At 70.8% G+C, this 25,972-nt stretch carries 28 protein-coding genes and 2 tRNA genes; 8 read left to right on the top strand and 22 right to left on the bottom strand.

The window, feature by feature from the left end:
• Window positions 1-72 precede the first annotated feature (72 nt).
• Entirely contained in the window at window positions 73-840 is a 768-nt protein-coding gene (locus FSYMDG_RS18420) for a hypothetical protein (protein WP_013874895.1), read from the bottom strand.
• Window positions 841-1,471: 631 nt separating this feature from the next.
• On the opposite strand from FSYMDG_RS18420, the gene FSYMDG_RS18415 reads away from it, so the two are divergent.
• Entirely contained in the window at window positions 1,472-2,803 is a 1,332-nt protein-coding gene (locus tag FSYMDG_RS18415) for a transcriptional regulator (RefSeq protein ID WP_013874894.1), read from the top strand.
• Window positions 2,800-3,492 carry a 2'-5' RNA ligase family protein gene (locus FSYMDG_RS18410; RefSeq protein WP_013874893.1) on the top strand — a complete coding sequence of 231 codons (693 nt, stop codon included), beginning with the start codon at window positions 2,800-2,802 and terminating at the stop codon, window positions 3,490-3,492. Before FSYMDG_RS18415 ends, FSYMDG_RS18410 begins: the two co-directional genes overlap by 4 nt.
• 56 nt (window positions 3,493-3,548) lie before the next feature.
• Here the strand turns inward: FSYMDG_RS18410 and FSYMDG_RS18405 are convergent, their stop codons facing one another.
• Window positions 3,549-3,803, bottom strand: a complete 255-nt coding sequence (locus FSYMDG_RS18405) for a hypothetical protein (protein WP_013874892.1) — start codon at window positions 3,801-3,803, stop codon at window positions 3,549-3,551.
• Window positions 3,804-4,017: 214 nt separating this feature from the next.
• Between FSYMDG_RS18405 and FSYMDG_RS18400 the strand changes: the two genes are divergently transcribed.
• The 3 genes from FSYMDG_RS18400 to FSYMDG_RS18390 all read left to right on the top strand — a co-directional run bounded on the left by FSYMDG_RS18400 (window position 4,018) and on the right by FSYMDG_RS18390 (window position 5,198).
• The gene (locus FSYMDG_RS18400) at window positions 4,018-4,797 is read left to right on the top strand and encodes a fumarylacetoacetate hydrolase family protein (protein ID WP_013874891.1); all 780 of its coding nucleotides are present in this window, start codon (window positions 4,018-4,020) and stop codon (window positions 4,795-4,797) included.
• 200 nt (window positions 4,798-4,997) lie between these two features.
• Window positions 4,998-5,069: transfer RNA gene (locus FSYMDG_RS18395), tRNA-Gln, on the top strand.
• A gap of 56 nt (window positions 5,070-5,125) precedes the next feature.
• A tRNA-Glu gene (locus tag FSYMDG_RS18390) sits at window positions 5,126-5,198 on the top strand.
• A 131-nt stretch (window positions 5,199-5,329) separates the two neighbouring features.
• Here FSYMDG_RS18390 and FSYMDG_RS18385 read toward each other — a convergent pair.
• The 15 genes from FSYMDG_RS18385 to FSYMDG_RS30160 form a co-directional block, all read right to left on the bottom strand.
• Entirely contained in the window at window positions 5,330-6,766 is a 1,437-nt protein-coding gene (locus tag FSYMDG_RS18385; RefSeq protein WP_013874890.1) for a tyrosine-type recombinase/integrase, read from the bottom strand.
• Window positions 6,766-6,930 (bottom strand): helix-turn-helix domain-containing protein, encoded by a 165-nt coding sequence (locus FSYMDG_RS29810; protein ID WP_043607022.1) that lies wholly within the window; start codon window positions 6,928-6,930, stop codon window positions 6,766-6,768. Before FSYMDG_RS29810 ends, FSYMDG_RS18385 begins: the two co-directional genes overlap by 1 nt.
• A 335-nt stretch (window positions 6,931-7,265) precedes the next feature.
• Complete coding sequence (locus FSYMDG_RS18375) at window positions 7,266-8,873, bottom strand: YfjI family protein (protein WP_013874888.1); 1,608 nt, start codon at window positions 8,871-8,873, stop codon at window positions 7,266-7,268.
• On the bottom strand, window positions 8,870-10,696 hold the full coding sequence (locus FSYMDG_RS18370) for a DNA polymerase (RefSeq protein WP_013874887.1): 1,827 nt from the start codon (window positions 10,694-10,696) through the stop codon (window positions 8,870-8,872). Before FSYMDG_RS18370 ends, FSYMDG_RS18375 begins: the two co-directional genes overlap by 4 nt.
• On the bottom strand, window positions 10,696-11,022 hold the full coding sequence (locus FSYMDG_RS18365) for a hypothetical protein (protein ID WP_013874886.1): 327 nt from the start codon (window positions 11,020-11,022) through the stop codon (window positions 10,696-10,698). The genes FSYMDG_RS18370 and FSYMDG_RS18365 overlap by 1 nt, the downstream gene beginning before the upstream one ends.
• A gap of 271 nt (window positions 11,023-11,293) precedes the next feature.
• The gene (locus FSYMDG_RS18360) at window positions 11,294-12,196 is read right to left on the bottom strand and encodes a bifunctional DNA primase/polymerase (protein ID WP_013874885.1); all 903 of its coding nucleotides are present in this window, start codon (window positions 12,194-12,196) and stop codon (window positions 11,294-11,296) included.
• Window positions 12,193-12,873: a hypothetical protein gene (locus FSYMDG_RS27595; protein ID WP_202797639.1), complete on the bottom strand. Its 681-nt coding sequence runs from the start codon at window positions 12,871-12,873 to the stop codon at window positions 12,193-12,195. The genes FSYMDG_RS18360 and FSYMDG_RS27595 overlap by 4 nt, the downstream gene beginning before the upstream one ends.
• 214 nt (window positions 12,874-13,087) lie before the next feature.
• Complete coding sequence (locus FSYMDG_RS18350; protein WP_013874883.1) at window positions 13,088-13,576, bottom strand: single-stranded DNA-binding protein; 489 nt, start codon at window positions 13,574-13,576, stop codon at window positions 13,088-13,090.
• A 6-nt stretch (window positions 13,577-13,582) separates the two neighbouring features.
• Window positions 13,583-14,017: a hypothetical protein gene (locus FSYMDG_RS18345; RefSeq protein WP_013874882.1), complete on the bottom strand. Its 435-nt coding sequence runs from the start codon at window positions 14,015-14,017 to the stop codon at window positions 13,583-13,585.
• A complete protein-coding gene (locus tag FSYMDG_RS18340; protein WP_013874881.1) occupies window positions 14,014-14,199 on the bottom strand; it encodes a hypothetical protein in 186 nt (61 codons plus the stop codon). The genes FSYMDG_RS18345 and FSYMDG_RS18340 overlap by 4 nt, the downstream gene beginning before the upstream one ends.
• Before the next feature lie 43 nt (window positions 14,200-14,242).
• Window positions 14,243-14,425: a hypothetical protein gene (locus FSYMDG_RS18335; RefSeq protein ID WP_013874880.1), complete on the bottom strand. Its 183-nt coding sequence runs from the start codon at window positions 14,423-14,425 to the stop codon at window positions 14,243-14,245.
• Window positions 14,426-14,653: 228 nt separating this feature from the next.
• Window positions 14,654-16,873, bottom strand: coding sequence for a cell division protein FtsK (locus FSYMDG_RS18330; RefSeq protein WP_013874879.1), 2,220 nt, complete (start codon window positions 16,871-16,873; stop codon window positions 14,654-14,656).
• A complete protein-coding gene (locus FSYMDG_RS18325) occupies window positions 16,870-17,106 on the bottom strand; it encodes a hypothetical protein (protein WP_013874878.1) in 237 nt (78 codons plus the stop codon). Before FSYMDG_RS18325 ends, FSYMDG_RS18330 begins: the two co-directional genes overlap by 4 nt.
• Complete coding sequence (locus FSYMDG_RS18320; protein ID WP_013874877.1) at window positions 17,103-17,885, bottom strand: hypothetical protein; 783 nt, start codon at window positions 17,883-17,885, stop codon at window positions 17,103-17,105. Before FSYMDG_RS18320 ends, FSYMDG_RS18325 begins: the two co-directional genes overlap by 4 nt.
• The gene (locus FSYMDG_RS30160; protein WP_013874876.1) at window positions 17,882-18,763 is read right to left on the bottom strand and encodes a DUF6284 family protein; all 882 of its coding nucleotides are present in this window, start codon (window positions 18,761-18,763) and stop codon (window positions 17,882-17,884) included. Before FSYMDG_RS30160 ends, FSYMDG_RS18320 begins: the two co-directional genes overlap by 4 nt.
• Window positions 18,764-19,034: 271 nt before the next feature.
• Between FSYMDG_RS30160 and FSYMDG_RS18310 the strand changes: the two genes are divergently transcribed.
• Both FSYMDG_RS18310 and FSYMDG_RS18305 read left to right on the top strand, forming a co-directional pair.
• A complete protein-coding gene (locus FSYMDG_RS18310; protein ID WP_013874875.1) occupies window positions 19,035-19,799 on the top strand; it encodes a helix-turn-helix domain-containing protein in 765 nt (254 codons plus the stop codon).
• Between the two features lie 3 nt (window positions 19,800-19,802).
• Window positions 19,803-20,276, top strand: a complete 474-nt coding sequence (locus FSYMDG_RS18305; RefSeq protein WP_013874874.1) for an NUDIX hydrolase — start codon at window positions 19,803-19,805, stop codon at window positions 20,274-20,276.
• Here the strand turns inward: FSYMDG_RS18305 and FSYMDG_RS24855 are convergent.
• The 5 genes from FSYMDG_RS24855 to FSYMDG_RS28800 all read right to left on the bottom strand — a co-directional run bounded on the left by FSYMDG_RS24855 (window position 20,264) and on the right by FSYMDG_RS28800 (window position 23,963).
• Window positions 20,264-20,836, bottom strand: a complete 573-nt coding sequence (locus FSYMDG_RS24855) for an HD domain-containing protein (protein WP_013874873.1) — start codon at window positions 20,834-20,836, stop codon at window positions 20,264-20,266. The two genes, FSYMDG_RS18305 and FSYMDG_RS24855, sit on opposite strands and share 13 nt — an antisense overlap.
• A 1-nt stretch (window position 20,837) precedes the next feature.
• Window positions 20,838-21,290: a GntR family transcriptional regulator gene (locus FSYMDG_RS29800; RefSeq protein ID WP_013874872.1), complete on the bottom strand. Its 453-nt coding sequence runs from the start codon at window positions 21,288-21,290 to the stop codon at window positions 20,838-20,840.
• Between the two features lie 1,091 nt (window positions 21,291-22,381).
• Complete coding sequence (locus tag FSYMDG_RS18300) at window positions 22,382-22,687, bottom strand: hypothetical protein (protein WP_013874870.1); 306 nt, start codon at window positions 22,685-22,687, stop codon at window positions 22,382-22,384.
• Between the two features lie 134 nt (window positions 22,688-22,821).
• Entirely contained in the window at window positions 22,822-23,508 is a 687-nt protein-coding gene (locus FSYMDG_RS28805) for an IS630 family transposase (RefSeq protein WP_237702726.1), read from the bottom strand.
• Window positions 23,493-23,963, bottom strand: a complete 471-nt coding sequence (locus FSYMDG_RS28800; protein WP_043602714.1) for a helix-turn-helix domain-containing protein — start codon at window positions 23,961-23,963, stop codon at window positions 23,493-23,495. Before FSYMDG_RS28800 ends, FSYMDG_RS28805 begins: the two co-directional genes overlap by 16 nt.
• A gap of 182 nt (window positions 23,964-24,145) precedes the next feature.
• On the opposite strand from FSYMDG_RS28800, the gene FSYMDG_RS18285 reads away from it, so the two are divergent.
• Entirely contained in the window at window positions 24,146-25,960 is a 1,815-nt protein-coding gene (locus FSYMDG_RS18285) for a sensor histidine kinase (protein WP_013874869.1), read from the top strand.
• Window positions 25,961-25,972: the final 12 nt, after the last annotated feature.

Genomic DNA, 25,972 nt, shown 5'->3' with positions numbered 1-25,972 from the left:
GTGTCGCATGACGCCGGCCGGCGACGTCGAGCGGTAGCGCCACATCACCGGCCGGCAGGGCGCGGCTACAGGTCAGGCCGGGGCTGGCTGGCCCGTGGCGAGGTTGAGGATGGAGGTGATCCAGCTCCGCTTGAAGGCGGACAGGTCAGCCCGGAACCGGTCGAGGTCGACACCGAACGGGACAACGGCGCCACCAGACATGTTCGCCGAGGACTGGCACCCGTGGACGAGACGGCCACCCAGCGCCGCGTGTGCCTTGACCGCCTCGACCCGGCGGTATTCGTTGAAGAAGCCGCCGTGGTAGAGATCGTCGACTCGCTCAGCGCCGTCCGCGTCCAGGTCGTAGACGACCCGGGCGGTGGCCGGGAAGAACCAGGCCGGCCCGATATCGGTGATCTCCCCGGACAGCTCGACCCGGTTGAGCGCCGCCAGCGTCGCGGACTCTCGCAGGATGCGGACGTCAGTGACGCTGACGTTGGACAGGTCGGGATCGTCCAGCCGCTCGGCGGAGAACAGGTGGTGGTAGACCCGGTCGGCAGTCCGCAGCACCTGGGCCGGGTCGGAGGCCCGTTGGCCGTAGGCGCGCACGAACTCCAGGGTCTGCTGCTCAACCGCGGACTGTTCGGTTTCCTCCGCCGACAGCAGCCGTTCGATCACGAGATCCCAGTCGACGAGCATCCAGACCGGGGACGTGCTGCGGCGGAAGAAGTACCGGTCCGGGTCGACGGTGACCGTGGTTCCGTCCACGGTGATCCCGGGAATGCGGTTCCAGGATGGGGTGAACGGTTCGGTCATCTCGGCCGAGAAGGTGTTGGCGTTGTCGGGTTTCGTGGCGATCATGGCTCACCGTCCTTTCGGGTTGTCCGTGCGCCCGCCGGACGGCGGTTGCCACGGGGTCCGAGATCATCTGTGCCGATTCGGGCAGACTCAAGGACGACGAAGTTAAGAGTCTGCCCGGTCGGTTTACAGGTCGACGCCGCGCGGAGAACAGAATCAACCCGCCTGCTGCCGACGTCTGCCGCCGCGACTTTCCCGGTTGGGTGTGGTTCTGGGGGTTAAGGGCGGGAATACCGCGCCTGTACCGGTAATTCTGCCTCCGGCCGGACCGGCAGCCCAGCGCGCGCCGCCATGGCGCGAGTATCAGAAATGCAGTGCTCCGGGGCATGGCGCGACGCACTATCTTTTCAGGCCGCTCTGCCGGTATCGGCTACACCCAGGGGCAAGCCCTCATTGCCGGCATCGACAACTGGACTGATCTTGCTGGTTAAGAATGTCTCTACTGGGCCAGGCTCGGCCTCCGGCAGGGACGCGATGGCACGCGCGCCGCGCGGCCGACTGCGCGCGGCCCTGGCGGGCCGTGCTCGCCGGGCATCGTCCGCGCCACCGCCAATTGCCGGAAGAGTCTCCGCGTTGACATTAGGTGGCTACGATCAGCGACGAGGAGCGGTGTTTCGGGACGAGGTGAGCCGACATGCGTCATGATCCGTCCGCGTTCGTCATTCCGGCCGACTTCTGGGAACGTCCCAGGGTCGTCGACGCGCTGACGGGGCGCGATGTCGGCGCCCTCTTCCGGCTGGTACAGCAGTACGCCGGAGCCAGTCAGCCCGGCATCGGCATGCGTGTGGGTCTGGCCCAGCCAGATATCAGCAAGTACGCGAACGGCAAGCGAGTCGCCACCGAGTTCGACCTGTTCGAGCGGGTCGCCGACGGGCTCGGCCTGCCGGACCACGCCCGGATGCGGCTCGGGCTCGCGCCGCGGGCCGATATCGCACACTGGACCGCGCCGACACAGCCCGCCACCACACCGGACGTCGCCTACGAGGAGCCGGACTCTGTCGAGGAGATCGGCCGCCGCATTGAGGCTCTCGGCACCACCAACGTCAGCCCCGCTGTTCTCGCCCACTTCGACGTGCTGATCTCGGCCATCGCCGACGAGTACGAAACGGCGGGACCGGGCTCGCTCGCACCGCGTGTGCTGAAGCAGCGCCGCCGGGTGCAGGGCCTTCTGGACGGCCGGCAACCACCCCGCCACCGTGACCGGCTGTACGAGATCGCCGGCCGTCTCTCCGGGATGCTTGGATACATGGCGGTCAATGCCGGCCGGTTTGGGCTTGCCCGCGCCTACTGTGTCGAGGCTCTCCAGATCGCCGATCTGCTCGGCCAACGGGATCTCGCCGCATGGGTGCGCGGAACCCAGAGCCTGTGTGAGTACTACGCCGGCAACTATCAGGCCGCTCTGGACTTCGCCCGGGAGGGCCGCCGTCTCGCCGGTGGATCAGTCCAGGAAATCCGCCTCGCGGTGAACGGCGAAGCCCGCGCCCTCGGCCGGCTCGAAGACCGGGACGGGGTCGACAAGGCTGTGGGCGAGGCGTTTCACCTGGCTGAGTGCCACCCGGTGCCAGGCGGGATGTCGCCCTGCATCTCCTTCGAGCCCTACAGCCTCGCTCGCATCGCCGCGAACGCCGCCACCGCGTACGTCTCGGTGGGCGAGCCCGGCCGGGTGCGGGAGTATGCGGACATGGCTGCCCAGGTCGCAGACCGGTCCCCCTCCGTGTGGAGCCGCTGTCTCGTCCGCCTGGACCTGGCAACCGCCCTGCTGCTCTCCGACGCCCCCGACCCGGAACAGGCCGCAGCCCTGGGCATCGAGGCCCTCACCAGCGTCGCCGGCAACCCGATCGAGTCCATCCGCCGCCGCAGCCACGAACTCGTTACCCAGGCTCAGCCCTGGCACCAGATCGGGCCGGTCACCGAACTCGCCGAGGCGTCCCGCGCACTCGCTCTCCCCGCCGGTGGGAGCAGGTGACCACCACACCGACCACAGATCCCGTCGCGGATGACTGGCACCGCTTCGCCGCCCTCGACCGGCTCGGCAACCACTGGGACCGTCCCGGCTGGACACCCGGTCGCCGCTCATACCACTGGATGCTCACGTTCGAGAACGCCACCGACCTGCACACCCTGGCCGCGCGATGCCAGGACCGGCTACGCCTGCCCGTCCTCGACCCCGTCCCCGCCGAAGGGCTGCACCTCACCCTTCAACGTCTCGCCTTCACTGACCAGATCAACCGCGCGGAACTCGACACCGCCATCAGCGAGACGCGACACCGCATCGTGGACATCCCCCCGTTCACGCTGATGATCGGGCCACTCGCGGGCTCCTCCGGCGCCGTCCGGCTCAGCGTCCAGCCCTGGGAACCGGTCGTCACCATCCGCGCGAACATCCTCGATGCCACCGCTGCCGCACTCGGCCCGTCCGGGGTCGTCACCAAACCACACGGCTTCCGACCACACATCGGCATCGCTTACTGCAACAGCTCCGCAAACGCGCAGCCGATCGTGTCCGCGGTCGAGGAGCTTCGACATCTGTCACCGGCCCGAGCCGGCGTCAGCGCAGTCGCTCTGGTCGAGCTGCGCCGCGAGGGCCGCGCATACCTGTGGGACACCGTGGCCCGACTACCGCTGTCAGGTCTCGCCCCTTCGGGGCTGGACTGAAGCGCGTTGACGGACGGGCCGCGGGCCCGTCGGGAACGGGCCGCGGACCCTCGGGGTTATTCCTCGATCTCCTCCCACCACTGGCACCACCAGTCGCCGCCGACGAGGATGCGCAGCTTGGGGTGCCAGCAGTAGGTGATGTCCCGGTCGGTGTCGAGGTAGTACAGGCAGTTGTCGCACCGCTCGTCGCCGTTGGGCTTGCCGCGCAGGATCGCGTCCTCGGCGAGGTGGCCGAGCTTGACGCTCAGCTCCTCGTCGATGGGCTTCGGCTCCGGCGCGCCGACATCGTAGACGGGTGTGATCTCGCTCACCTGGCTCCTTCCGGACTGGCGCTGTGTGGACGTGCACTGAGGACGGACGTGCACGGGGGTGCGCGGCTGAGGGTATGCGTGATTCGAGGGCATGCGAAACCGGTCCCACGCCCTCCCGTGATTGTGGCCTCCGCCGCCCGTTGGATGACGACCGGGCCGTTTCGGCAGCCCACCGGCTTCGCCGGCCGAGGGTTGGCCGGTTAACGTCGGCAGGGTGCGTATCGCGAGGTTCACAGACGGGACGGAACCGGCCTTCGGCGTCGTCGAGGGCTCGGTCGAGACGGGCGAGGCCACCGTGGCCACGATAACCCCCCATCCGTTCGCCACGTTCAGCTTCACCGGGGCCAGGCACGCGCTCGGCGACGTGCGGTTACTCGCGCCGGTGCTGCCCAGCAAGGTGCTCTGCGTCGGCAAGAACTACGCCGACCACGTCCGGGAGATGGGCGGGGACGCCGTGCCCCAGCGCCCGGTGCTCTTCCTCAAGCCGTCGACGAGCGTGGTCGGGCCGGGGGACCCGATCGCGCTGCCCGCCGACAGCGACCGGGTCGACTACGAGGGCGAACTGGCGATCGTCATCGGGCGGCTGTGCCGGGACGTCCCGGCGGCCCGCGCGCTGGACGTCGTCCTGGGATACACCTGCGCGAACGACGTGACCGCGCGTGATCAGCAGCAGGCGGACGGCCAGTGGACCCGGGGCAAGGGCCATGACACCTTCTGCCCGGTCGGCCCCTGGATCGAGACCGATCTGGATGCCTCGGACCTGGCGATCCGCACCACCGTCGACGGCGAGCTGCGGCAGGACGCGCGCACGAAACTGCTGGTGCACGACATCCCGTCGCTGATCGCGTACATGTCCGCGGCGATGACCCTGCTGCCCGGCGACCTGCTGCTGACCGGGACCCCGGCCGGCGTAGGCCCGCTGAACCCCGGCCAGACCGTGGCCGTCACGGTCGAGGGCATCGGTACGCTCACCAACCCGGTCGTGGCCCGCTGACAGCACCGGCGGACAGCCACCGGCCTGACCGGCCGACCGGTGAGCGGTCTGGTCGGTCTGGTCGGCCGGTGGCCGGTATGCCGGGCGGCGCTGGCGGGGCCGGGGAACCGGGCCGCCACGCCGGCGGGGCGTCGTGGCCGGTTGCCGTTCTGCTCCCCGCGCGGATGCGGTACAGTGGGCCTCGCCCGCAAGGGCAACCTTGGGGTATGGGGTAATTGGCAGCCCAACGGATTCTGGTTCCGTTAGTCTAGGTTCGAGTCCTGGTACCCCAGCTTCAGATGTTCCTCATCGTAAGGTGGGGCCGTCTGAAGATGGAGAAAGAACAGTTGGCCCCGTCGTCTAGTGGCCTAGGACGCCGCCCTCTCAAGGCGGTAGCGCCGGTTCGAATCCGGTCGGGGCTACGTAGATAAGACCACTGGTAAAGGGCCGGTGACCTGGGCAAACCGGGGCACCGGCCCTTTACTATTTGTCCGACCGTCACCGGCCGAGGACGGCTCTGTACGGCCGTCTCCCCCGAAGTGGCCCCGAAGTTTCAGGGGCGCTCCGGGGCTTGGTCGTCGGGCGGGGTCTGCGGCCGAGTGATCCCGCTCACGTCCGGCCCGGCCGGTCGGCCGAGCGCGTCGTCGATGCGCGACCGCATGACCGCCGCCTCGCCGTCGACGCACTTCGCGTAGATCGTCAACAACACATCCACCGAGTGACCTGCCCATGCGGCGACTGTCGTTGGGGGAACGCCCGCGTTGAGCCAGGTCGACACTGCCGCGTGCCGAAGGTCGTAGGGGGTCCGGGCCAGCGGCGACGACGCCACGGTCTCGGTGAACGTCGCGGTGCGGGCACGGGCCCACACGCGGGTCACGGTCAGCGGCGGCAGGTGCCCGTGGTTGCGCGCACCGACGAACAGCCGCCCGTCCGGTCCGGTGCCGAATTGGTCGAGGTGGGTGTGAAGCAGTTCGGTCAACTCAGGAGGGCAGGGGACTTGGCGCACCTCGCCGCGGGCGCGCTGCTTGAGCTGGCGAGCGTCGCGCGCCTCGCCGCTGTCGGTCCACTCCCGCCCGGCGTAGGGCCGTGCCGTGTCGAGGAACAGCTCCCCCCATCCGGTCGAGGGCAGCGACAGGTTGGCCTTGGTCAGCGCGGCGGCCTCTTCGGGGCGAAGCGCGGCAAAGTACAGGCAGCCGAAGAACGCGACCAGGCGTGGCCCGGACGGCCGGTCGTCGGCGACCGCCTTCAGGAGCGTCCTGGCCTGGACAGGGTTTGCCACGGCCCGCCGATCGATGACCGGTATCTGTGTGCTGCGCGGTGTCGCCTTCCGAAGCGCTGGGAGCGGATTGACGGTCAGTAGCTTGAGGCTGATCGCATACTCCACCGCGTTGTTGAGAATCTTGCGCCAGCGGGTCACGACGCTCGGTGCGCGAGGCGTCCCGTCCAGGCACACGGTGAGACCAGCGATGACCTTGCGAAGCACCGCCTCATCGCTCAGCGTGGATACCGGCCGGGTGTGGGCCGCGGCCCAGGACAGCGCGGCGCGCACGTCGTCCGGCGCGTCGGCTCGGCGGGTGGTGTTGAAGGCCCACAGCTTCAACGCCCGGCGCAGAAGCGCGGGGTCAGGTCGACCACGCTCGCTCGACAGCATCAGCACGGTGAGCGCGGTAAGCGCCTCCGCGTGTGTGCGGCGGGTTGTCGCCGCGACCTGCGGCCATTTCAGGTCGGCGTAGTCGCATGCGAAGTCGTACCACGACCGGTTGCCGTCGACCCGGGCCATCGACACGGGCAGGCCGGTGACGACGAAGAACGCCTCGCCCTTACGGGCCGCCGACAGCAGGTCCGCGCGGAAGCTCACCGCCTGGGCCTTGTTCCGGTACGGCTCCTTGAACTTCTTGCCGTCGACCAGCCAGACGACCCAGTACGTCGTGACGCGCCGTCCCTTGTATGTCTCGATTTCCCAGATACGGACGTTGTAGGTGGTCAACATCAGGCGGCGCTCTCCGTTCGGCTCTCGATCCAGGCGTCCAGATCGGTACGGCGGACACGCAGCTCCCCGTTGGGGAGCTTGATGCAGCGGGGCGCGGTTCCCTTGGCGCGCCAGTCGTAGAAGGTGGATCGAGCAACGGCGAGTTCGTCGCAGACGTCGGCGATCGTGAGGTGACGGCGACCGACCGGGCGAAGGGGCTCACGACGGCCGTGGTCCGACCGCGTGGTCTTGACCTGGGTGGAGGTTGCGCGGGGTGCGGGGGTGGCCATGCTGGGGGTGCTCCTCACGGGAGTGGCGGCCCCGGCGGTTGCTGCCAGGCTGTGCGCCGGGGCCGTGTCCGGTCGTCGTGCCGGCGGACGGATGCCGCCAGGCGTTGACACGTTGACAATCGGGGTTTGGCGTGGTGTTCGTGCTGGTCAGGAGGGGTCCGAGCCTGTCAACGGGCGTTGTTGACAGGCGTTGACAGCGTTGACAGTCGGGCCGGGCGGGGTGGTGGGTGTCAACGGCTGTCAACGGGGGTGTTGACAGGGGTTTCGGGGCTGTGACCTGCGGTGAAAGCGTTGTTGATGTTGGTTGTCAACGTGTCAACGCTGTCGAGGAGTTCGGTGGCGCGGGGGTGGAGGTGGTAGTGGCTGCCGGGGCCGGGGCGGGTCCAGCCGTAGGTGGTGAGGAGGTCGAGGGTGGCGGTGACGTCGGCGGCGGTGGGGAGTTGGCGGATGAGGCGGCGGTGTAGTTCGCGGCGGGTGAAGGTGGTCATCTGCCGTTCGGCGAGGAACCGCAGGGCTTTGAGGGCGGCGGTGTGGCCGGGTTCGGCGATGATGGTGTGCAGCGCGGTGCGGTAGTGGCCGGCGAGCGCGTCGGCGAGCTCGACAGCGCCGGCCATCCGCTCGGCGGCGAGGGGGCGGCGCCAGCCGTCGGCGGGGTGGTGGGCCATGTGCAGCAGTCCGGCGATCCGCAGCGTGGTGCCGGGCAGCTTGTTCGCCCATTCGCGCATGCCGTGGTAGGCGCCGCCGGGGCGTAGCTCGTTCTCGACCCGTTCGGCGTGGGCGGTGCGGACCTGGTCGGCTTCCGGGGTGAGGGTGAGGACGACGGGGTCGGTCCATTCGGCGAGGGTCGCGGCGAGGCCGTGGATGTTGCCGGCGTAGACGTCGGAGAGCGCTGGGGGGACGGGTGGGGCGTTGACGTTGCGCCAGCCGGCGAGCGAGCCGGGTAGGACGAACAGGAAGCGGGCGGCCATGCCGCGGCCGGTGAGGTCAGCGTCGGCGCCGAACTTCCGCAGCACGGAGGGTTGGATCATCACGCCGACGGTGAGCGCCGGGGTGGGGATGAACTCGGCCTCGCGGCCTTTGCGGTCGACGCGCATGGGACGGCCGGCGTGGCCTTTGAGATAGGGGTCGAGGTTGGGGGCGGCGGAGAACCGGCCGGCGAGGATGTCGAAGATCCCGCCCTCGTCGGAGATGACGGCGATGCGTCCGCCGTTCTCGGCCATCAGCGTGGTGAGGGCTTCGGGGGTGGCGTCGTCGCCCAGCAGCCTGGGCAGGTTCGGGACGGTGACGGCCTCGGCGGCGAGCGCCGCGGCGACGGCTTCCTCGGTGAGTTCCTTCCGCTTGTCCTTGGGGGCTTTGGCGGCGGTGGTCTTGGCCTGTTCGGCGGCCCGTCCAGCGATGTCCTTGAGCGCCGCGTTCTCCCGGGCGAGCGGCCCGACCCGGGCGGCGAGCGCGGCTTCCGCCGCGAGCAGCGGGGCGGTCAGCGCCCCGTGGACGGGGCTTTTGCGTTCGCCGGGGTCGGCGACGACCGCGAGGAACAGGTTCACGGGCTCGCGCCAGCCGGGCCGCGGTTCGACTTCGAGCCGGCCACCGGCGCAGGTCGACAGGACGGCGAGCGCGACGGCGCCGGCCATGGCGGGGTCGGTCTGGGTGAACGTCGCGACGGCGCGGACATAGTCGGCCAGCCACGGCGGGTAGACGTCGATCGGGAAGACCGGCGGCGGGGGCACGGTGCCGAGTGGGACGGGTAGCTCCCACGGCGGCCCGTCGTCGACGTCGGCGGCCAGTTCGGCGGGGTGCAGGGGGCGGACGACGGCGGGGTCGGTGGGTTGGCGGTTCATGCGGCCCGGCCGGCGGGGTCGGTGTCGGGCAGGGGTCCCCAGTGGGTGCCGAGGATGTCGGCCTCGGCGGTGATCGCGACCCCTCGAAACGACGTGGTCATGGCGGCCTGGAGGTCGGCGGCGACCTGGGCGGCGCGGTCGGTCGGGACGTGCACGATGACTTCGTCGTGGACGAACAGCCACAGCGCGTCGTGCAGGCCATGGCGGGTGACCAGGGTGTGGACGGCGGTCACGAGGAGGTCGCGGGCGGTGGACTGCACCGCGTAGTTCGCGTTCGCATAGGGCCGTAGCGGGTCGGCGGGGATACGGCGGCCGGAGCCGGTGATGACGGGGTTGTGGTCGGCGAGGCGGGCCGAGTAGGCGGCCACGCCGGGGTAGGCGGCGCGCCAGCGGGTGATGACGTCGGTGGCGACCTGGTGGGTGGCGCCGGTGGCGTTCATGAGGGCGCGGGCGCCGCCGCCGTAGATCGTGCCGAACGTGGCCCGCTTCGCCAGGGTCCGCTGGTCCTTGGTGAACCCGTCGCCGAACAGGAGGCGGGCGGTGGCGTCGTGGATGTCGACGCCGGAGGCGAGGACGTCGGTGAGCGCTGGGTCGCGGGACAGGGCGGCGGTGACCCGTACCTCGACCTGGGAGAAGTCACAGGAGATCAGGACGTGGCCGGGGTCCGCTTGGAAGCAGTGCCGGAGCCGGGGGTCGCCCTTCTTCAAGGTTTGGAGGGCGGGGCCGGTGATGGACATGCGGCCGGTCTTGGCGCGCAGGGTGTTGATTTGGGGGTGGACCCGGCCGGCGGGGTCGGCGGCGGCGAGGAAGCTACGCAGGTTGGCGATCGTGTTCGACGTGGCGGCGACCCGGCCGCGGGCGGTGAGCATCCGCCGGACCTGGTCGGACACGGTGAGGCGGCCGGTGTCGAGGTCGCGGGCCAGGGCGGTGAGGGTGTCGGCGGTGACCTGCAACCGGCCGGTGGCGGTGCGCGGGCCGGGAACGTGCTGGGTGTCGAGCCAGTCGGCGAACCGGGGGCTGGTCGGCGGGCAGCCAAGCTCGGCCTCGATGAGCGCGGCGGCGGCGTGGTGGTCGGCCTCGACCTGGGCGAGGTAGGCGCGGGTGTAGGGCAGGTCGAGGGCGAGGCCGCGGATCGTGATGCCGACCGATTGGGCGGCGAGCCACTGTTCGACGGGCACCAGGTGGGAGAACGGGCCGCACAGGTCGAGCAGGACGGGCAGCAGTCGCCGGACGTAGACGACGTACGCCTCGTCGTCGGCGGGCAGGTGCGCCCATCCCCAGGTCTTCCACCGCTCCCCGGCCCGCTCGCCGGGCGGCGCGAGCGCCCGCATCCGGGCGTACAGCGCTGTCTGCGCGAGCGTGAGGCCGTCGTCGAGGTGGCGGGCGGTCAGCGTCTTGAGGCCGTGGCCGGCGCGTTCGTCCGGGTCGACCAGCTTGGAGATCAGATGGGTGTCCGCGACCCGCTGGCCGAGGCCGATGGCCAGTGCCGACCAGACCGCGAGGGTGTCGAAGCTGGTGTGCGTGACGAACCGGCGGCCTGGGTCGCCCAGCACCGCGGCGATGGCGGCCCGCTGGGCGGGGTCGAGCGGGTCGAGCACCCACGCCACTGTGGCCGTCCCGAGCTGCACGAGCCGGAGGCCGGCGTCGGGGCCGAAGTGGCGCGGGCCGGTGTCGGGTAGGGCGCGGGTCTCCACGTCCAGGCCGAGGATCGGCTCGCCGTCCAGGTCGGCGGCCATCGCGGCGGGGTCGAACTCGCCGGACCCGCCGCGGGGGGCGTGGATGGTCATGTGGTGGCCGTCGTGGGTGCGCTGGTAGGTGGGCATCAGGCCGCCTCCGCCCACTCCACCGGCACCGCTGCCGGGGTGGCGGGTCCGGCCGGGCCGGGGCAGTCGGGGCAGATCCACAGCGGCGGCGGGTCCGCGAGCGCCATGACCGTGCCGTGGACCTCGCACACCAGCGGCGCCGGGGCCGGGAGCATGGCGGCGAGCCAGCCATAGCCATCCCCGGCAAGTCCCGCGTTGGCCGCCGCCGGGTCGGCGGCCTGGTAGGGCAGGGCGGCGGGGGGCGGCGGGGCGTAGGCGGTGGGGTCGTCGTCGAACAGCGACAGTTGGGGGTCCGACCCGGCGGCGGTGGGGGCTGTCCTGGGCATGGCGGCGGGAACCTCCAGGTGACGAAAACAACTGCGAACACAGGGGATCGGGGGGCACGGCGGCGGCCGGCGGCGGGCCGTAGCCGGCTCAGGACGGCCGGGAGGGCGGGGCCCAGTACGATCCGGTCGGGGCGGGGTGTGCGGGTGTCCTGGTGGCCGTCAGGGGCCGTAGTCGAGGCCCTGAGAGGGCCGTAGAGGCCCGTTTCCGGGCGGGGTGGGGTAAGGGGCTGGGGGCGCTCGGCGGCGGGGTGGTGGTCGGTCGGGGTTCGGGTCACAGCGGGACCCCTTCGTCGCGGAACCCGCCGGTGATCGCGCCCCGGATTTCCCGTTCGGTCTGCGCGGCGGCCCGGCCGGCGTCGGCGAGCGCGGCCCACGCCTCGGTGGCGGTGAGGTGGTCGGCGGCGACCAGCCGGGCGACGCCCCGTGCGGCGCCGTAGAGCGTCGTGCGGCGGTGGCCTTCCGGGGCGCGGGCGACGGCGGCCAAGTGCGCGGCCAACAGCAGATCGGGGCGGGAGATGCCCCCGCCGGCCGAGTCGTCGCCGCCGGTCGGGCGGCGGGCTGGCGGTCCCGCCGTGGCCGGTGGCCGGGTGGGCTGGGAGCTGGGCGCCGCGGGGGCGGTGACGGCCGCGTGCAGCGGCGGGGGCATCTCCCCCACCGTCTGCCGCGCCGTCCACCGGTACGGCGTCCGGGTCACCGGGTGGATCGACGGCGGGGCGACGACGTAGCCACCGTCCGCCTTGACGTCCACCCCGGTTCGGCCGGGGAGCCGGCGGGAGAGCACCGGCGGGCCGGGGTGGGCGTAGTACAGATGCCAGCCCCCGCCACCGGAGGCGACCGCCGCCGTGGGGGTCATCAGCGCCGGGTCGAGCCGGCCGCCGTGGCCCGGGTCGATGTCGACGACGACCAGCCCCGCCAGCGCGCCGGTCCGGATCGCGAGCAGACCCCGCGGCGCCGCCGACAGCATCGCGGCGACCCGGTCCAGGTCGAGGGTGGCCGCGTAGAAGCCGTGGCAGGAAAGGCACGCACATGCTTCCGGGTCGTGGTCTCGGCCGGCGTCGCGGCAGCGGGGGCAGTTCGCGACCGGCCGCTTGGTCCGGCCCAGCACGAACACCGGCCAACCCGCCTCGATGTACGACTCGGCGGCGGCCAGCAGCGCCGGAGCCGGGCCGCTCACCGGCGACCGCCCGCGGACGTCGCGGCGGGGACGTGGATCGGCATGAGGTCGGCGTGGAACGAGGCCCGGCCGTCGACGGTGATCCTGATCGGCCCGTTGTAGACGTCCCCGGGCTCGTCCGGGCGGGGCTTGGGGGTGCGGAAGCGCAGCCCCAGCGCTCCGGCGAGCCGCCGGCCGCCATGCACGAGCCGGGAGAAGTCGGCGAGGAACGCCGGGTTGACGTGGATCTGCTCCACCGGGTGCCAGCCGGACATGGACGCCTCAAGCCGGTCGGGCGACGGGAACGAGGCCCCGGCGTCGGTGTCGTCCTGGAACCGCAGCGTCGACCAGTCCGGGAGATCCACGCTGACGACCCGGCCGACCCCCGCCACGCGCGGCGGGACGGTGAGCGCGACCGGGCCGAGATCGTCGCGGCGGCGGGTCAGCGGGCGCAGCGCGCGCACCAGGCGGGTGACGTCGGGAAGGGCCAGCAGAACCGGCCCCACCGCCGGGGATGTCGAGGCCGGGGCGGTCAGTTCGGCGTGGTCGCGGTGGATGCGGTACCGGTCGGTGGCCACGGCGTGCAGCCGGCCGCCGTCGACGTGCAGGCGGACCGCGCACAGGGCCGGAAGGGTCGGGTCGTCGTAGGCGGCGAGCCGCGTGTTGGTCAGGACGTCGAACAGGTCGACGGCACTCACCGACCACACAGCGTCCGGAACGGACGGCGTTACGACAGGGCGGATGGTGCGGCTGATCGTGGCAGTAGACATGGCAGGCGGGAGTCCTTCCGGGTCAGGCCGCGGCGCCGTCCGAGGGCCGCGCGGGGGTGGCGAGGTCGAGCAGGATGGGAGGTCGGGCCGGGCCGGCGGCCAGCACGACGGGCGAGGCCGCCGGCCCGGGGACAGGGATCGGTCAGAACGGCGGCTCGTCGTCGTAGCCGGCCGGGCGGCTCTGCACCGCCTCGACCGGCGCCGGCGTCGACCACGGGTCCTCCGGCGGGGCCGCCGCAGCGGGGCGGGTGGTGTCGGCGGTGCCGCGGGCGGCGCGCACGACCTTCGCGGTCGCCCATCGCAGCGACGGGCCGATCTCCTCGACATCCAGCTCGAAGACGGTCCGCTTCTCGCCCTCGCGGGTCTCAAAGCTGCGCTGCTTGAGCCGGCCGGTCACGATGACCCGGGCACCCTTGGACAGCGACTCCGCGACGTTCTCGGCGGCCTTCCGCCAGATCGAGCAGCGCAGGAACAGCGCCTCGCCGTCGCGCCACTCGTTCGACGCCCGGTCCAACGCCCGCGGCGTCGAGGCGACGGAGAAGCTCGCGACCGCGACGCCGTTCGGCGTGAAGCGCAACTCCGGGTCGCCGGTCAGGTTCCCGATGATCGTGAGGACGGTTTCGCCTGCCATAGCTGGTCAGTCCTTCCAAGCGGGGCGGCCGGTGCGGCTGCGCGCGCACCGTCGGGCGTGCTCGATGTCGGAGGCGTGGATGACGCGAACGCCGGGGCTGAGCTGGTCGGGGTGAATGCGGTGCTCGCGCAGGGCCGCGGCCACGTGCCGGGTGCTCCACCCGGCGTAGGTGTCCGGATCGCGGGCGACCAGCGCCGGCAGGAGGTCTCCGACCCGGAGGTAGGCGGCGCCGTCGAGGGCGGCGGCGATGTCCGCGAGCACGTCGACGCTCGCCGTTGGGGGTGGGAGTTCGGCGTCAACGTCGACGCAGTACGCACCGATCTGAAACGGCGACGCGAAGGGATCGGTGACGTCGAGGACGTGCAGCCGGGTCCGCAGCGCGGCCAGCGCGACGGCGAGCGGCTCCCGGTCAACGGTGTCGAGGTCGGCGGCGGCGCTCATCGGTCGGCCTCGGCCTTGGCCTGGCAGGTGGCGCACAGCGCGTTCGGCGCGTCGGCCTGCCGGCCGCAGCCGATCAGGCACTCGCCGTGGTTGAACAGCCGGTCGAGCGGGCTGCCGGGGCGGACGGTGCCGACGGCGGTGACGGTGACGTCGGGGGCGGCGGTGGGCTTGTTGCGGGGCATGTCATGCGCTCCTGTCCGGGAGTTGGGGCGAGCGGCGGTGAGGTCAGAGGGCGGCGATGAACTCGCCCAGGCCGGCGGTGATCTGGCTGAGGACGTGGCCGAGGACGGCCAGGTCGGCGGCGGTGGTGGTCGGGGCGGTGGCGGCGGCGTAGAGGAACAGGCCGAGGGCGAGGGCGGCGAGCCAGGGCCAGCGGGCGCGGGGCCGGAGCCGGGTCTGTCGGCGCATCCGAGTTCTCCGTTCTGTCACGCTGCGTGACGGAGGGTGGGCATGGTGAGGCAGGGTCGGGGTGGGTTAGGTCGGCTGGCGGGGGTTAGGTCTCTCACTCGGCGGGTTAGCCGGCCCCGCGTAGGGGCTGAGCTGGGCGAGTGAGGCGGGTTAGCGGCCGGCGGGCGGTGAAGTCGGCGCCCGGGCGGGGCTCTGTGGGGCGGGTTTCGGGGGTGGTGTGGGGCTCACTCACTCGTCGATGTCGGCGGTGGACCGCCGGGCGATGTGTTCACGGACGGTGACGGGGTCGAGGGGGTGGCGGTTGCCGGTGGACGGCACCTTGATGCCCTCGGCGGTGAGCAGTTCGCGGAGCTGGGTGCCGGTCAGGGTGCGGTAGGGCTCCCAGTCCGGGGCGAGCTTGCGGAGCTGGGCGGGGATGTCGGCGGTCTTCACCGGGTCGGTGCCGAGGACGGCGTCGAGGTCGTCGAGCAGGTCACGCGATTCGGTCGGGATGTCGGCGCGGGGCCGGTCGGTGCCGGGCACCGGCCGCCCGGTGCGGGCGATCGCGTCGAGCGACCGGCGGATCAGCGGGCCGACCTGGTCATTGCCCTTGGAGACGGACAGGAAGTGGCCGTTCGCGATCTGGGAGCGCTCACCGGTGAAGCCCTTGACCACGGCGACACCGCGGTCGAGGCCGGGGACCAGGTCGGTGGCGCGGTGCCCGGCGCGGTAGGCGCCCTGACCAAGCAGGGCATCGTTGGCGACGTGGTCACCGACGGCGTAGGCGATGCCGTTGGAGCAGTTGCGGGTGACGTCGCGCGGGATCGAGTCCCTCGTCGGCGCCTGCGTCGAGACGATCAGGTGGATACCGCGCTTGCGACCCAACCTGACGATCTCGACCAGGAGGTGGGCGATCTCCTTGCCGTAGGTCTCGTGGTTGATCGCGACGTGGGCCTCTTCGAGCAGGCAGACGACCGGGTGCAGGCCGATGCCCTTCGAGGCGAGGGCGCGGGTGACGGAGGGCTCCTCGTAGGTGCCGAGGAGCTTGCCGCGGGCCTGGACCTCGGCGTGCAGCTCGCGGAGGTCTTCGGCGATCTGGGCGAAGTGCTCGGGGTCGGTGCCCATGACGAACCGGGAGCAACGGCGCCGGAAGCCGTCGAAGTCGAAGTTGTTGTCCGGTATCCAGATCCGCAGTTCGGCGGTCGGGTCGAGCGCGGCGCCGAGCATGATGGTCCGGGCTCCGGCGGACTTCCCGTGGCCGGGCATCCCGCCGACGATCGTGTTGCACTCCATGATCGGCGCGACAAGCGGGTCGCCGCGCAGCGTCTTGCCGAACGGCACGCCCTTGAACACGTCGGTCAGGCCGTCGTCGAGCAGCGGGTAGGGCCCGGCACCCTCGGCGAGGGCGCCTTTGTCGGCGATCCAGAGGTCGAGGATGCCTGCCTCGTCGCCGGTCTTGATCCAAACCTCTTTCGACAGGCGGTGGAGGCCGGCGGCGAGGTCGGGGCGGCGCTTGGCGACCTTCTCGGCCGACAGCGCGCCGGGCAGGCGGATCACGGCGTGGGTGCCGCGGCCGTCCTTGCGGGCGGTGGTCAGGTACTGCAACGGGGCGCCGGTCTTGAGGTAGTCGGTGATCGGCGGGAGCCGCAGCGCCTTGAGCGCCTGAGTGATTGTGTTCTCGTCGATCTCCATGTCGATGTCGGCCTCGGCCGCCGTCGCCAGCCACCGCGGCGCGTTGCCCTCGGCCCGGCCGGCGCGCCAGGTCAGCGCGAGCCAGCCCGGAACGGCAAGCCACGTGCCGACTCGCAGCGTGACGACGGCGGCGGTGAGGCCGACGTGGGCGAGTGTCGCCCAGAAGTCCCAGTAGCCCGACCAGGTCCAGCCAGCGGGGTGGGTGAGGCCGACGGCGATCCCCCCGGCGCCGATCACGACGCCGGCCAGGCCGAGGCCGGACCCGGTCGAGACGGCCAGCGAGCCGATCAGGACGGGCATGCCGCGTAGCCGGTCGTGGCGGGCGGTCTTCGCCTCCCGCAGCCGATCTACCCATTCGGCCAGCGCCGCCTTGTCCCCGGCCGCGCGGGCGGCGCGGATCTGCTCCCGGATCGCCCCGTACGTCGCGGCGTCCGCCATCCGGCGAGCGAAGCTGAGGTGACCCCGCCAGATCCGGTACAGCGTCCGGACCGCGGCCCGCCCGGCCACGGCGCCGGGCGCGTCGGCCGGGTCGGCGCTGTCGGTCTTGGGGTAGCCCAGGACGACGATCCGGCCTTCCTGGCCGCCGGACAGCCAGCGGCCGATCACCCGGCCGGTCAGGGCGCGGCGGTCGAGGACGTCGCCGGTCAGCGCGACCGGGGCCGCGGTCGGGGTCGTCGGGGTGGTGGTGTCGGGGGTCCAGGGGCCGGGGAGCACGACCCCGCCGGCCGGGGTGTCGACGTCGACCGGACGGCCGCCGTTGGGGGTGGGGTCGGTCATCGCTGGGCCTCCTGTCCAAGGTCAGCGGGCGGGGTGAGCACGATCAGGGAGGCGGCGAGCGGGGGGATGCCGACCGCGCCGGTGACGGCGGCCTCGATCCGCTCGGCGCCGTCGACGACGACGCAGACCGCGAGGCCGACGATCCGCAGCGCCAGGACGGGGATCGCGACGACGACCACGACGAACGCGAGCAGTACCGGCAGCGAGCGCAGGTCATCGCGGATCGAGGTCACGACGCCACCGCCGTCCGGTCGTCGTCGGTGTGGAGTTCGGACAGGTAGCGGCGCACGGTCGGCGGGGTCAGGCCGACCTGGGCGGCGAGGTCGGCGGCAAGCTGCCGCTGGGACCGCGGGTCGTCGGCCGGGATCGCCGCGTACGCCTTGGCGACCTCGTGCCGGCCACTGCCGCGCGGCGGGCGGGCCGGAGTCCGGCGGCGGGTGGTGGCCGGGCGGCGGGTGGCTACTTTCTCCGGCGTAGTAGCCGGCGCGTCGCTCTCGGCCGCGTTCGACGGCTCCACCGGAGTGGCCGTGGGAGTAGCCACCGGCGGGATGTCGACCGGGACCGGTGCCGTGCGGGTGCGGGTGAGGGAGGTGGCGAAGTTCTGCCGGTAGCGGGGTGCGGCCTCGGCCAGCAGGATGAGCACGATCGGGGGGATCGAGTGCGCGACGATCGCCCCGGCGTCCGCGGAGGCGGCGGCGTCCCAGACGTTGAGGGTCCAGGTCGCCGCGCCGCAGAACCAGCGCAGCAGCACGCCCCAGCCCGGTAGCGGTTCGCCGCAGCGCGAGAGCATCGCGTCGCCGCTGATGCCGGCGAACAGGGCCACGTCGACGATCGGCGCGAGTAGCCACGCCTGCGGGTCGGCGGTGCCGTGGTGGGTGGCCATGCCGTGGACGTTGGACAGCGAGTACAGCCCGACGGCGATGGCGACCATCCACAGCGCGGAGTCGACCGCGCGAGCGGTCCGCGCGACCTGGCGCGGGTCCGGCGACGTCGGGTCGGCGACCTGGCTCATGCCGCACCCGCCAGCGTCGTCGGGACGGGGGCCGGGGGGATCGGGCGGTAGGTGGCGGTGTCCGGGTCGAAGGTGAACCCGGCGGTGACCTTGTCGAGGTGGCGGTGGGCGGCGGCGAGGCGGCCGGTGGCGAGCGGGTTGTGGGTGCCGGCGGCGATCGCGGCCTCAGCGTCGATGACCTCGATCTCGGCGTCGATGACGGGCATCTCGGCGTCGATCGCGGCCAGGTCTGCGGCGGTCGGCTCCCGGCCGTCATGGTCACCGGCCGTCTCGGTGGTCGCCGTGGCGGTGTCGGGGGTGGCGACGGCGGCCAAGGCCAGGCCCTTGCGCACCGTCGCCCGGTAGAGGCACGGGCCTTCCAACCACACACGGGCGTAGTCGGCCCGGTAAGCGCCCGCCACCGCCCACTTGGCGAAGTGCGCGCGGGCCCACGCCAGTTCCTCGGCGGTCGGCGGCTCCTCGTCGTCCGGGTCGCCAGCGGCGGCGAAGTCGTCGGCGGGCCACGGGTAGGCGGCCTCGTCCGCCAGGCCGTCGTGGTCGTCAGCCGGGTCGAAGTCGTGCTCGTCGCCCCTGTCGGTCACCGACGGGACGGGCCCGTAGGGCTCACGCTCGGCCGACACCGGAGCGGCGGGGGCGTCGGCGTACAGGTAGCCGAACAGCGCCATCTGGAGTTCCAGGAAGTCGGCGCCGGAGGTGCTCTCCGGGTAGCCGTGCTCGGTCAGGACCCGTCGGACGTCGAGGGTCAGGCCGAAGGTGAACCGCGGGTCGTCGTCCGGCCGGGGCAGCGGGTACACCCGAGGACTCACGATCTCCGGGTCGCCACCCGTCGAGCCGGCCCGGAAACCCGGGCTGATCGTCACCTTCACGGACTGGGTCATTCGCGCTCCCTTCGTAGGCGCTGCGATACAGGTAAGACCTGTATCGCATCCATGTCAAGCCCTCTGGCGGCCGGTGTCCCTCGGCGCTGGTGAGTGGGGGTGCACCAAAAAGCTTGCCGGCGATCCGGAGGACGATCGACACCGTCACTGGACGACCTGCGACCGGCTGGCTACCGTCGCAAGTCGTCCCAAGTCGTCCAGGGACGACCGGACGTCCCTAAAGTCGTCCAGTGACGACCGGACATCCCTAATCGGTCGAAGGGGGCTGAGCGTGCCCAACGAACGCCTCAGGGGCGTGATCGTGGATCGCGGCTTGTCGCTAGAGGACGTCGCGACGCGGCTTGGAGTCGCCTCGAAGACCGTCGAGCGCTGGATCACCGAATCCGACCGCAGGCCCTACCGACGATTTCAGTACCAGGTGGCCTCGCTGTTGAACTGCGAGGTCTCGTATCTCTGGCCTGACGAGCGAACCTCGGCCGAAGTGGCCGCAGCGTCGAGCGCGGAGCTAATCAAGCTTTATCCGCATCGCTCGGTGGCCCCGAACAGCCTGTGGCCTCAACTGTACTCAGGAGCACGAAGGAGTTTCGATGTCCTTGCCTACTCCGGATTCTGGCTCACAGAGGACGCAGCATTCCTGAGGGTAGTTAAGGAGAAGTCCACCGAGGGGCTACATATCCGCTTCATGCTTGGCGAGCCGGAAAGTGTAGCCGTGGCACTTAGAGGCACCGACGAGGGGATCGGGGTGGCAATGGGTTCAAAAATTCGTAACGCCCTTGTGAACTACGCCCCGTTGTTTCGACTCCCCGGCGTCGAGTTCCGATTGCACTCGACAACCCTTTACAACTCGATCTACCGGGCCGATGATCAGATGCTCGTAAACGGGCACATCTACGGCGTAGGGGCCTACTTGGCGCCCGTCATGCACCTCCAGCGCATCCCTGGAGGCGAACTATTCGATACTTATGCCGACAGTATCGAGCGCGTCTGGGAGCGCGGGCGTCCCATCACATCACCTACAGATTTCCCGGAAGGATGACCCGTGGGCCGCATCGACTACTTCCATGACCCGAACGCCCCTAAGGCGAACTCCGTCGTTCCATCCGTTACGGCAGTGGTTCGCAACCCGGATGGGCAGCTTCTACTCATCCACAAGACCGACAACGATCTATGGGCTCTACCTGGCGGCGGACACGAGATCGGAGAAAGCATCTCTGACACTGTGGCTCGCGAGGTCTGGGAGGAGACCGGGATCACGGTAGAAATCGACGGGGTAAGCGGCCTCTACACCGATCCGGGGCACGTCATGCGGTATGACGACGGCGAGGTTCGCCAGCAGTTCTCGATCTGCTTCAGGGCCCACCCCACGGGGGGAGGCCTGCGGACAAGCAGTGAGTCCAAGGAGGTCAGGTGGGTTGACCCGTCAGACCTCGATCGACTGGAGATCCACCCGTCAATGCGCCTGCGCATCGCCCACGGCCTCGACACCACCCGTACGGAACCCTACATCGGTTGACGCTCGTTCACTGCTAGCCGCTTCTCGACCCGTTCAACGGCCGCGCGAAGTTCAGGAGCCGCGCGGCTTATGAAGCGTGTGACGATGGAGTCCGGCCCATAGCGCCGTTGAATCTCTGCCAAACGCTCACCCACCGAGGTCTCCGCGCCGTCCGGCGTTGTCGTCATGTCGCAAAAAATCATTGCGTCAACCAGTCGCGAATTCTCCTCCGAGAACTCGCTTTCGAGCGCGGGCTTCAGTCCCCGTTCCTCTGCCTCCAGAACGGCGCAGGAATGGTATGCAACAAGGCGGATAACTTTCTCAGGCACTCCGCCGCGCGCACGAAGGAAACGTGCCCCATCGAGCGGATGAAAGCCAATGATGGCGATCGATGGAGAATACCCGACATCATGGAGGATAGCGGCAGATTCTAGCAGATCTCCGTCTGGGCCGAGGATCGGAAGCAACCGCTTCGCCTGTCGAGCGACTCCCATCGAGTGACGCCATCGCCGGGGTAGTGGGCCAGAGAGCATCTCCTCCGCGAGGGCATAGGAGCGCGCCTTCAGGTCGAATTCTGACATGCTATGGCCTCTCGTCGCGGGTCGGCAGGGCCACCACCTGGCGACCCTTGCCCGGAAGGGTTACCAACAGACCGGTTCCTTCGAGCCGCGATAGGGCATCCCGGACCATAGGACGCGAGACACGATACTTATCGCATAGATATCGCTCCGAGGGGAAACTATCCCCGACTGACTTCCCTTCGAATTCAGCTAGCATCAGTTCGACCAGTGGACGCTGTTCGGCAGGCCCTCCGACCCGCCAGCCAACTCCCGGGACTGAGCCGATAACGCCGCGCTCGGCGAGCGCCTTCAGGGCTCGCCTGATGGTGGTTCGCGACACGCCGAACTCCGCGCCTAGCGCGGCCTCCGACGGCAGGTCGCCCGTGATCTGCCGGGTCTCGATCCGTTGGCTCAGACTCTCAGCTACCCGCGTGAACGTCCCCCGCGGGCTCGCCGCCGGATGTACCGATGTCACCTGACCTCCTCCCCCGTCCTGAAGCGAACCGGGCTCCCGCCGTGTGCTCAAGGCTAGGGCTTGGCGCAGGCGATGTCTGGCCCCATGCCGGGGCCGGTGGATCGACCGGTCGGGACCCGCCCTCCCACGGAGGCAGATCCAGGTCTGTCAACAGCGTCAACACCTGTCAACGAACCTTGTTGACAGCCCTGGAACCATGCTGACCAGCACAAACAGATCGCAGAGCCCCCGATTGTCAACGTGTCAACGCTTACTGGCGGTGTCGTAGGGGAGATGCCCCCGCGCTGCTCGCGCCGTCACTGTCTCGGCGGCGCCCCGGCCCCTCAGCCCGCCCGGCCGGAGGCCCCTCGGAACCTCCGGACCGCCGCTCGACCGATGGCGACGACTTGGCGGCGGGGCATCTCTCACCGTCCCGGAACGCCCCCTCGATGCGAACCGCCGGTAGGTCGGGATGCCGTCTCTTGACGGACGGCCCCGAACTGGCCCCGAAGTTCCTACTCGCGATCTCATGAGGCGGCTGAAACTGCTGGTCAGCGTGTCGAGGCGACCAGGCGGGACCGCGCCCTCTCAAGGCGGTAGCGCCGGTTCGAATCCGGTCGGGGCTACATCGGAATAGGGATGGCAAAGGCCGTCGAGCTGAGTGATCATGGTCGGCGGCCTTTGTTCCGCGTCCGATCCGTTGTGCCGCTCGTGCGGCGGCCGGCTGGCCCTTGGCGACCGGCCGCGCCAGATACCTCGCCAGGTTCTGGCGTTGACCTCTGGTGGAGCCCATCCGTGCGCGGTTACGCTGATCTCCGACAGCGCGATCTCGCGATGACGCCGCACCGGAGGCAACCTCCGCGAGGCGTTCCCACGAGGCAGCGTCACGATGTGTGCGGCCAGGCAGGGAGGTGAGCGGGTGCTGTTCGACGAGGTGCTTGCCGAACCCGGTTTCACGCGGGACGACCTGTTGATCTGACAGGTCGTCATCGACATCAGGTCGGTTGCTGTGAGCGAAGCGATGTCCGTGGCGCTGTGAGACGGCTCTGCCGGGCCGCCGTGCCAGCCGAGCCGGCACGGCACCACCCGATCGGGCTATCGGACCACCGGGGCTATCGGACTACCGCGAGACGGGGGAGGGAGGCGGGATGACGGGCCATCGCGCACTCCCGGCAGCCGCAGGAGCTCGGGCCGCCGCGGCCGTGGACGGTCTCACCCGTCCGGCGGCCGGTAGTGATCAGACGCAGCCGGGGGACGGTGCCCTCGGCCGGCTCCTTCGTGGCCACCGCCTGCGTCGTCGCGGCGAGCGAGGGCAGCGGAGTGAGTGGGGTGAGCGGGGATGTCGGGCCGGCGCAGGTCGGGTCCATGGCGGCTGCGGCGCAGGTCGGGCTGGCAGCGGTCAGGGTCACGGGGAGCACAGGGTCCTCCTCCTACGGCGGCCCTTCCGAAGGCCACCTTGCAGCCCACAGGTTGTCGAAGTGGGCACACATCGCGCCATGCCCCTTTTGAACCTGTTGCGGACTGGTGAAGATGGTCTAGTAGACTGTCGCCGCTAATGTGTGGGGTATAGGTGGCGGAGTTTGGTGCGGGCGTCATCGGTGGTGAAGTGCCAGTTGACTTGGCGCTGGTTGGCGTTGACGGCTGTCTGCCAGGCGTCGAGTTCGGTGTTCAGGACGTCGAGGGTGTCGATGCGGCGGTCGAGGCATTGGCGGGTCAGGGCGGCGAGTTCGATTTCGGCGATGTTGAGCCAGGAGCCGTGTTTGGGGGTGTGGTGGATCTCGAGTCGTTGCGCGAGTGCGAACGCGACGGCCGGGTCGAAGGCCTCGTAGAGCGAGGAGATGTCGTGGGTGTTGAGGTTGTCCATGACCAGCACGACCCGTTCGGCGTCGGGGTAGTCGAGGGTGAGCAGGCGCCTGACGTGGTGTGCCCAGTCGATCCTGGTGCGCCGTGGGGTGGCCTGGACGCGGCGCCAGCCGGCGAGTGGCTCGACCCAGCAGAAGATCGAGCAGGTTCCGTGGCGCACGTACTCGGAGTCCTCGCGCCGGTCACGCCCTGGCGTGGCGGGGATCGGGTCGCGGGCGTGGGCCAACAGCTGGTAGGGCTTCTCGTCCATGCACACCACGGGCACGCCCGGGTTGTGGGGCCGGGCGTAGACCGCCAGAACGTCTTCCATCCGCGCGGCGAACTGCGCGTTCGCCCTCGGTGGGATGGTCCAGCACTTCCTCAGATGAGGACGCAACCTCGTTTTTTTAAGACCCGGCCGATGGTGGAATGGTCCAGGTCCGGGATGTCGGCGACCAGCGCGACGTGCTTTTCCAACAGCCGCAGCGACCAGCGTGCATAACCAGCCGGTGGCTGCGAGCATGCCAGCGCGATCAGTCTGGCCTCAACCTCGCCGGTCACCGGGGAAGGCACCGGGGGAAGCTCCCGTGCCTTCCGACCGATCGTGGCCCCCACATCCCCACCGGTCTCGGTGAACCGCTTCGCGACCAGCCGCAGCGTCTCACCCGAGACCCCGACCCGGACCACGAGTTCTTCTTGGGAGGCAACCGGGCCGACCGAGGTGTCCAACGCGAGCAGGACCCGCGCCCGCCGGATCATCGACGCCGGATGAACCCCCGTCGAGGTCACCCGAACCAACTCGTCACGATCAGCCTCGGTCAAGGTGACCGGCCACTTCTTCTGCGAACCCACGACACAGTCCTGACCGGCAGAGGGACGGGGAGACCTGCCAGACCCAACCCTCTCACCCAGACACAAGACACACCAGAACTAAGCAGCGACAGTCTACTAGTCCCAGGTAGGCATGCTTGGCATGGCACACCATCCTTGACGGCCATGGTGCGTCCGATGGTGATCGGTGCAGGATAGCCCGGATGTCCTCCGCGGCCCCTGTACCTGACCGGGCGCGGCGTCGCCACGGTGGTGCGCGCGCCGGCCGGGTTCGTCGTGTCGATTTGTCGGATTCCGGCAGCCGGTCCGCGGCGGTGGATCCCGCGAGCGTCACCAGCAAGATCGGCGAGGAGCTGCTGGAGTGGATGCCGCACGGGCGCGGCCTGCCCACCGAGGACTGGGTCGCCCGGCACCGGCTGCTGGTCTGGGTCCTGGCCGTCCACCTGCCCGCGATCGTCGTCTACGCCTGGTGCCAGGATTTCCGGATCTGGCAGGGTCTGGCCTCGACCGCCCCGTCCGCGGTGCTGCTGGGCGCGGCCGTCATGCCGGGTGTGCGCCGGCTGCGGGCGCTGGCCACCAGCCTCGGGCTGCTGTGCAGCTCGGTGGTGTTCGTCCACCTCTCGCACGGGCAGACCGAGGTGTACTTCCACTTCTTCGTGGTCGTGGCCCTTATCGCCCTGTACGAGGACTGGACGGTCTACCTGCTGGCGATCGCGTTCGTGTTCGTGGCGAACGGCGTGGTGGGCGACCAGATCGTCATGGCCGAGCGCACCGGGTCGTCCTGGGTGTTCGCCGCGGTCAGCGCGGCGTTCATCTGCGCGCTGGCGGCCGCGCAGGTGATCTTCTGGCACTTCAACGAGCAGGCGCGGCGGCGGGCCGAGCACTTCCGGGCGCAGCTCTACGAGGGACAGCAGAGCCTGATGGCCCGCCTGGAGGAGACCGACCGGATCCGCAGTGACCTGGTCGCCACCGTCTCCCACGAGTTCCGCACGCCGCTGACCGGCATCCGTGGGACCCTGCTCACCATCAAGCGCCGGCGGGACAGGATGTCCCCGGCGCAGCTCGACGACATGCTCGACTCGGCGGTCAGCTACTCCGACCGGCTGTCCCGGCTGCTGGAGAACATGCTCACCGCGGCGACGGCCACCGGCACCGAGGAGAACAGCGTCGCGGATCTCCCCGAGGTCGTCAACGAGGTCCTCGCGACCCTGTCCTACACGCCGACGACGGCCGCCAACGTCACCGTCGACGTCCCGCCCAACCTGCCCGTGCGGATGGCCCGGCAGGCGTTGCACCAGGTCGTCGCGAACCTCGTCGACAACGCGCTGGTGCACTCCTGGCCGGGAGCGCCGGTACGGCTGATCGCCGGACGGGTGGGCGACGAGGTGATCCTGCGGGTGCGCAATCCCGGCCCCGACCTCGACCCGGCCACGATCCGCCAGCTCTTCGAGCCGTTCACCCAGCGGGACGGGACGGCCACCCGGGAGACCGACGGCGCGGGCATGGGCCTGTACGTCGTGCGGCGCCTGGTCGAGGTCCACGGCGGGCGGCTGCGGATGGCCTCCGAGGACGGGGAGATCATCGTCGAGGTCGACATGTGGGCGGCGGTGCCTCGCCAGGGCGCGGTCGACCCGCGGCCTTCGGCGGGAGTCCGGGCGGCTTTCGACCGGTCCGCGGTGGGCGCTCGCGTCCCGCAACGGCCCACGCTGCCGCTGGCCCGCGAGTTCGGCCGCCACACCCGGCAGGGCCTGCGCCCGGGGGAGAACGGCCGGCCAGGCCTGCGTTCCGGTGAGGATGCCCGCCTCGACCTGTGGTCCGGTGAGAACGTCCGGCCGGGGCTGCGGTCGGGCGAGGACCCCGAGCCGGGCCTGCGGTCGTCGTCGGGGGACGATGCTCGGTCGGGCCCGCGCGCGGGCGAGGAGACCCGCTCCCGGGCCGCCGAGGAGTCCCGGTCAGGTCTGCGGGCCGCTCCGCCGCTGTGGTCGAACCGGCCGCGCCCGATCGACCGTTCCGGCTGACCGACGGCCGTT

This window comes from Candidatus Protofrankia datiscae (assembly GCF_000177615.2).
Classification (GTDB): Bacteria; Actinomycetota; Actinomycetes; order Frankiales; family Frankiaceae; genus Protofrankia; species Protofrankia coriariae.
This window is presented reverse-complemented; position numbering and strand designations above follow the sequence as displayed.

Excerpts from the sequence above, each read along its gene's own strand:
- FSYMDG_RS18365 (WP_013874886.1), bottom strand. The coding sequence starts at position 11,022 with ATGCCCAGGACAGCCCCCACCGCCGCCGGGTCGGACCCCCAACTGTCG.
- FSYMDG_RS18420 (WP_013874895.1), bottom strand. The coding sequence starts at position 840 with ATGATCGCCACGAAACCCGACAACGCCAACACCTTCTCGGCCGAGATG.
- FSYMDG_RS18385 (WP_013874890.1), bottom strand. The coding sequence starts at position 6,766 with ATGTTGACCACCTACAACGTCCGTATCTGGGAAATCGAGACATACAAG.
- FSYMDG_RS30160 (WP_013874876.1), bottom strand. The coding sequence starts at position 18,763 with ATGACCCAGTCCGTGAAGGTGACGATCAGCCCGGGTTTCCGGGCCGGC.
- FSYMDG_RS18415 (WP_013874894.1), top strand. The coding sequence starts at position 1,472 with ATGCGTCATGATCCGTCCGCGTTCGTCATTCCGGCCGACTTCTGGGAA.
- FSYMDG_RS18335 (WP_013874880.1), bottom strand. The coding sequence starts at position 14,425 with ATGCGCCGACAGACCCGGCTCCGGCCCCGCGCCCGCTGGCCCTGGCTC.
- FSYMDG_RS18320 (WP_013874877.1), bottom strand. The coding sequence starts at position 17,885 with ATGAGCCAGGTCGCCGACCCGACGTCGCCGGACCCGCGCCAGGTCGCG.
- FSYMDG_RS18340 (WP_013874881.1), bottom strand. The coding sequence starts at position 14,199 with ATGCCCCGCAACAAGCCCACCGCCGCCCCCGACGTCACCGTCACCGCC.
- FSYMDG_RS18375 (WP_013874888.1), bottom strand. The coding sequence starts at position 8,873 with ATGAACCGCCAACCCACCGACCCCGCCGTCGTCCGCCCCCTGCACCCC.
- FSYMDG_RS18350 (WP_013874883.1), bottom strand. The coding sequence starts at position 13,576 with ATGGCAGGCGAAACCGTCCTCACGATCATCGGGAACCTGACCGGCGAC.
- FSYMDG_RS18285 (WP_013874869.1), top strand. The coding sequence starts at position 24,146 with ATGTCCTCCGCGGCCCCTGTACCTGACCGGGCGCGGCGTCGCCACGGT.
- FSYMDG_RS18330 (WP_013874879.1), bottom strand. The coding sequence starts at position 16,873 with ATGACCGACCCCACCCCCAACGGCGGCCGTCCGGTCGACGTCGACACC.
- FSYMDG_RS18345 (WP_013874882.1), bottom strand. The coding sequence starts at position 14,017 with ATGAGCGCCGCCGCCGACCTCGACACCGTTGACCGGGAGCCGCTCGCC.
- FSYMDG_RS24855 (WP_013874873.1), bottom strand. The coding sequence starts at position 20,836 with ATGTCAGAATTCGACCTGAAGGCGCGCTCCTATGCCCTCGCGGAGGAG.
- FSYMDG_RS18370 (WP_013874887.1), bottom strand. The coding sequence starts at position 10,696 with ATGCCCACCTACCAGCGCACCCACGACGGCCACCACATGACCATCCAC.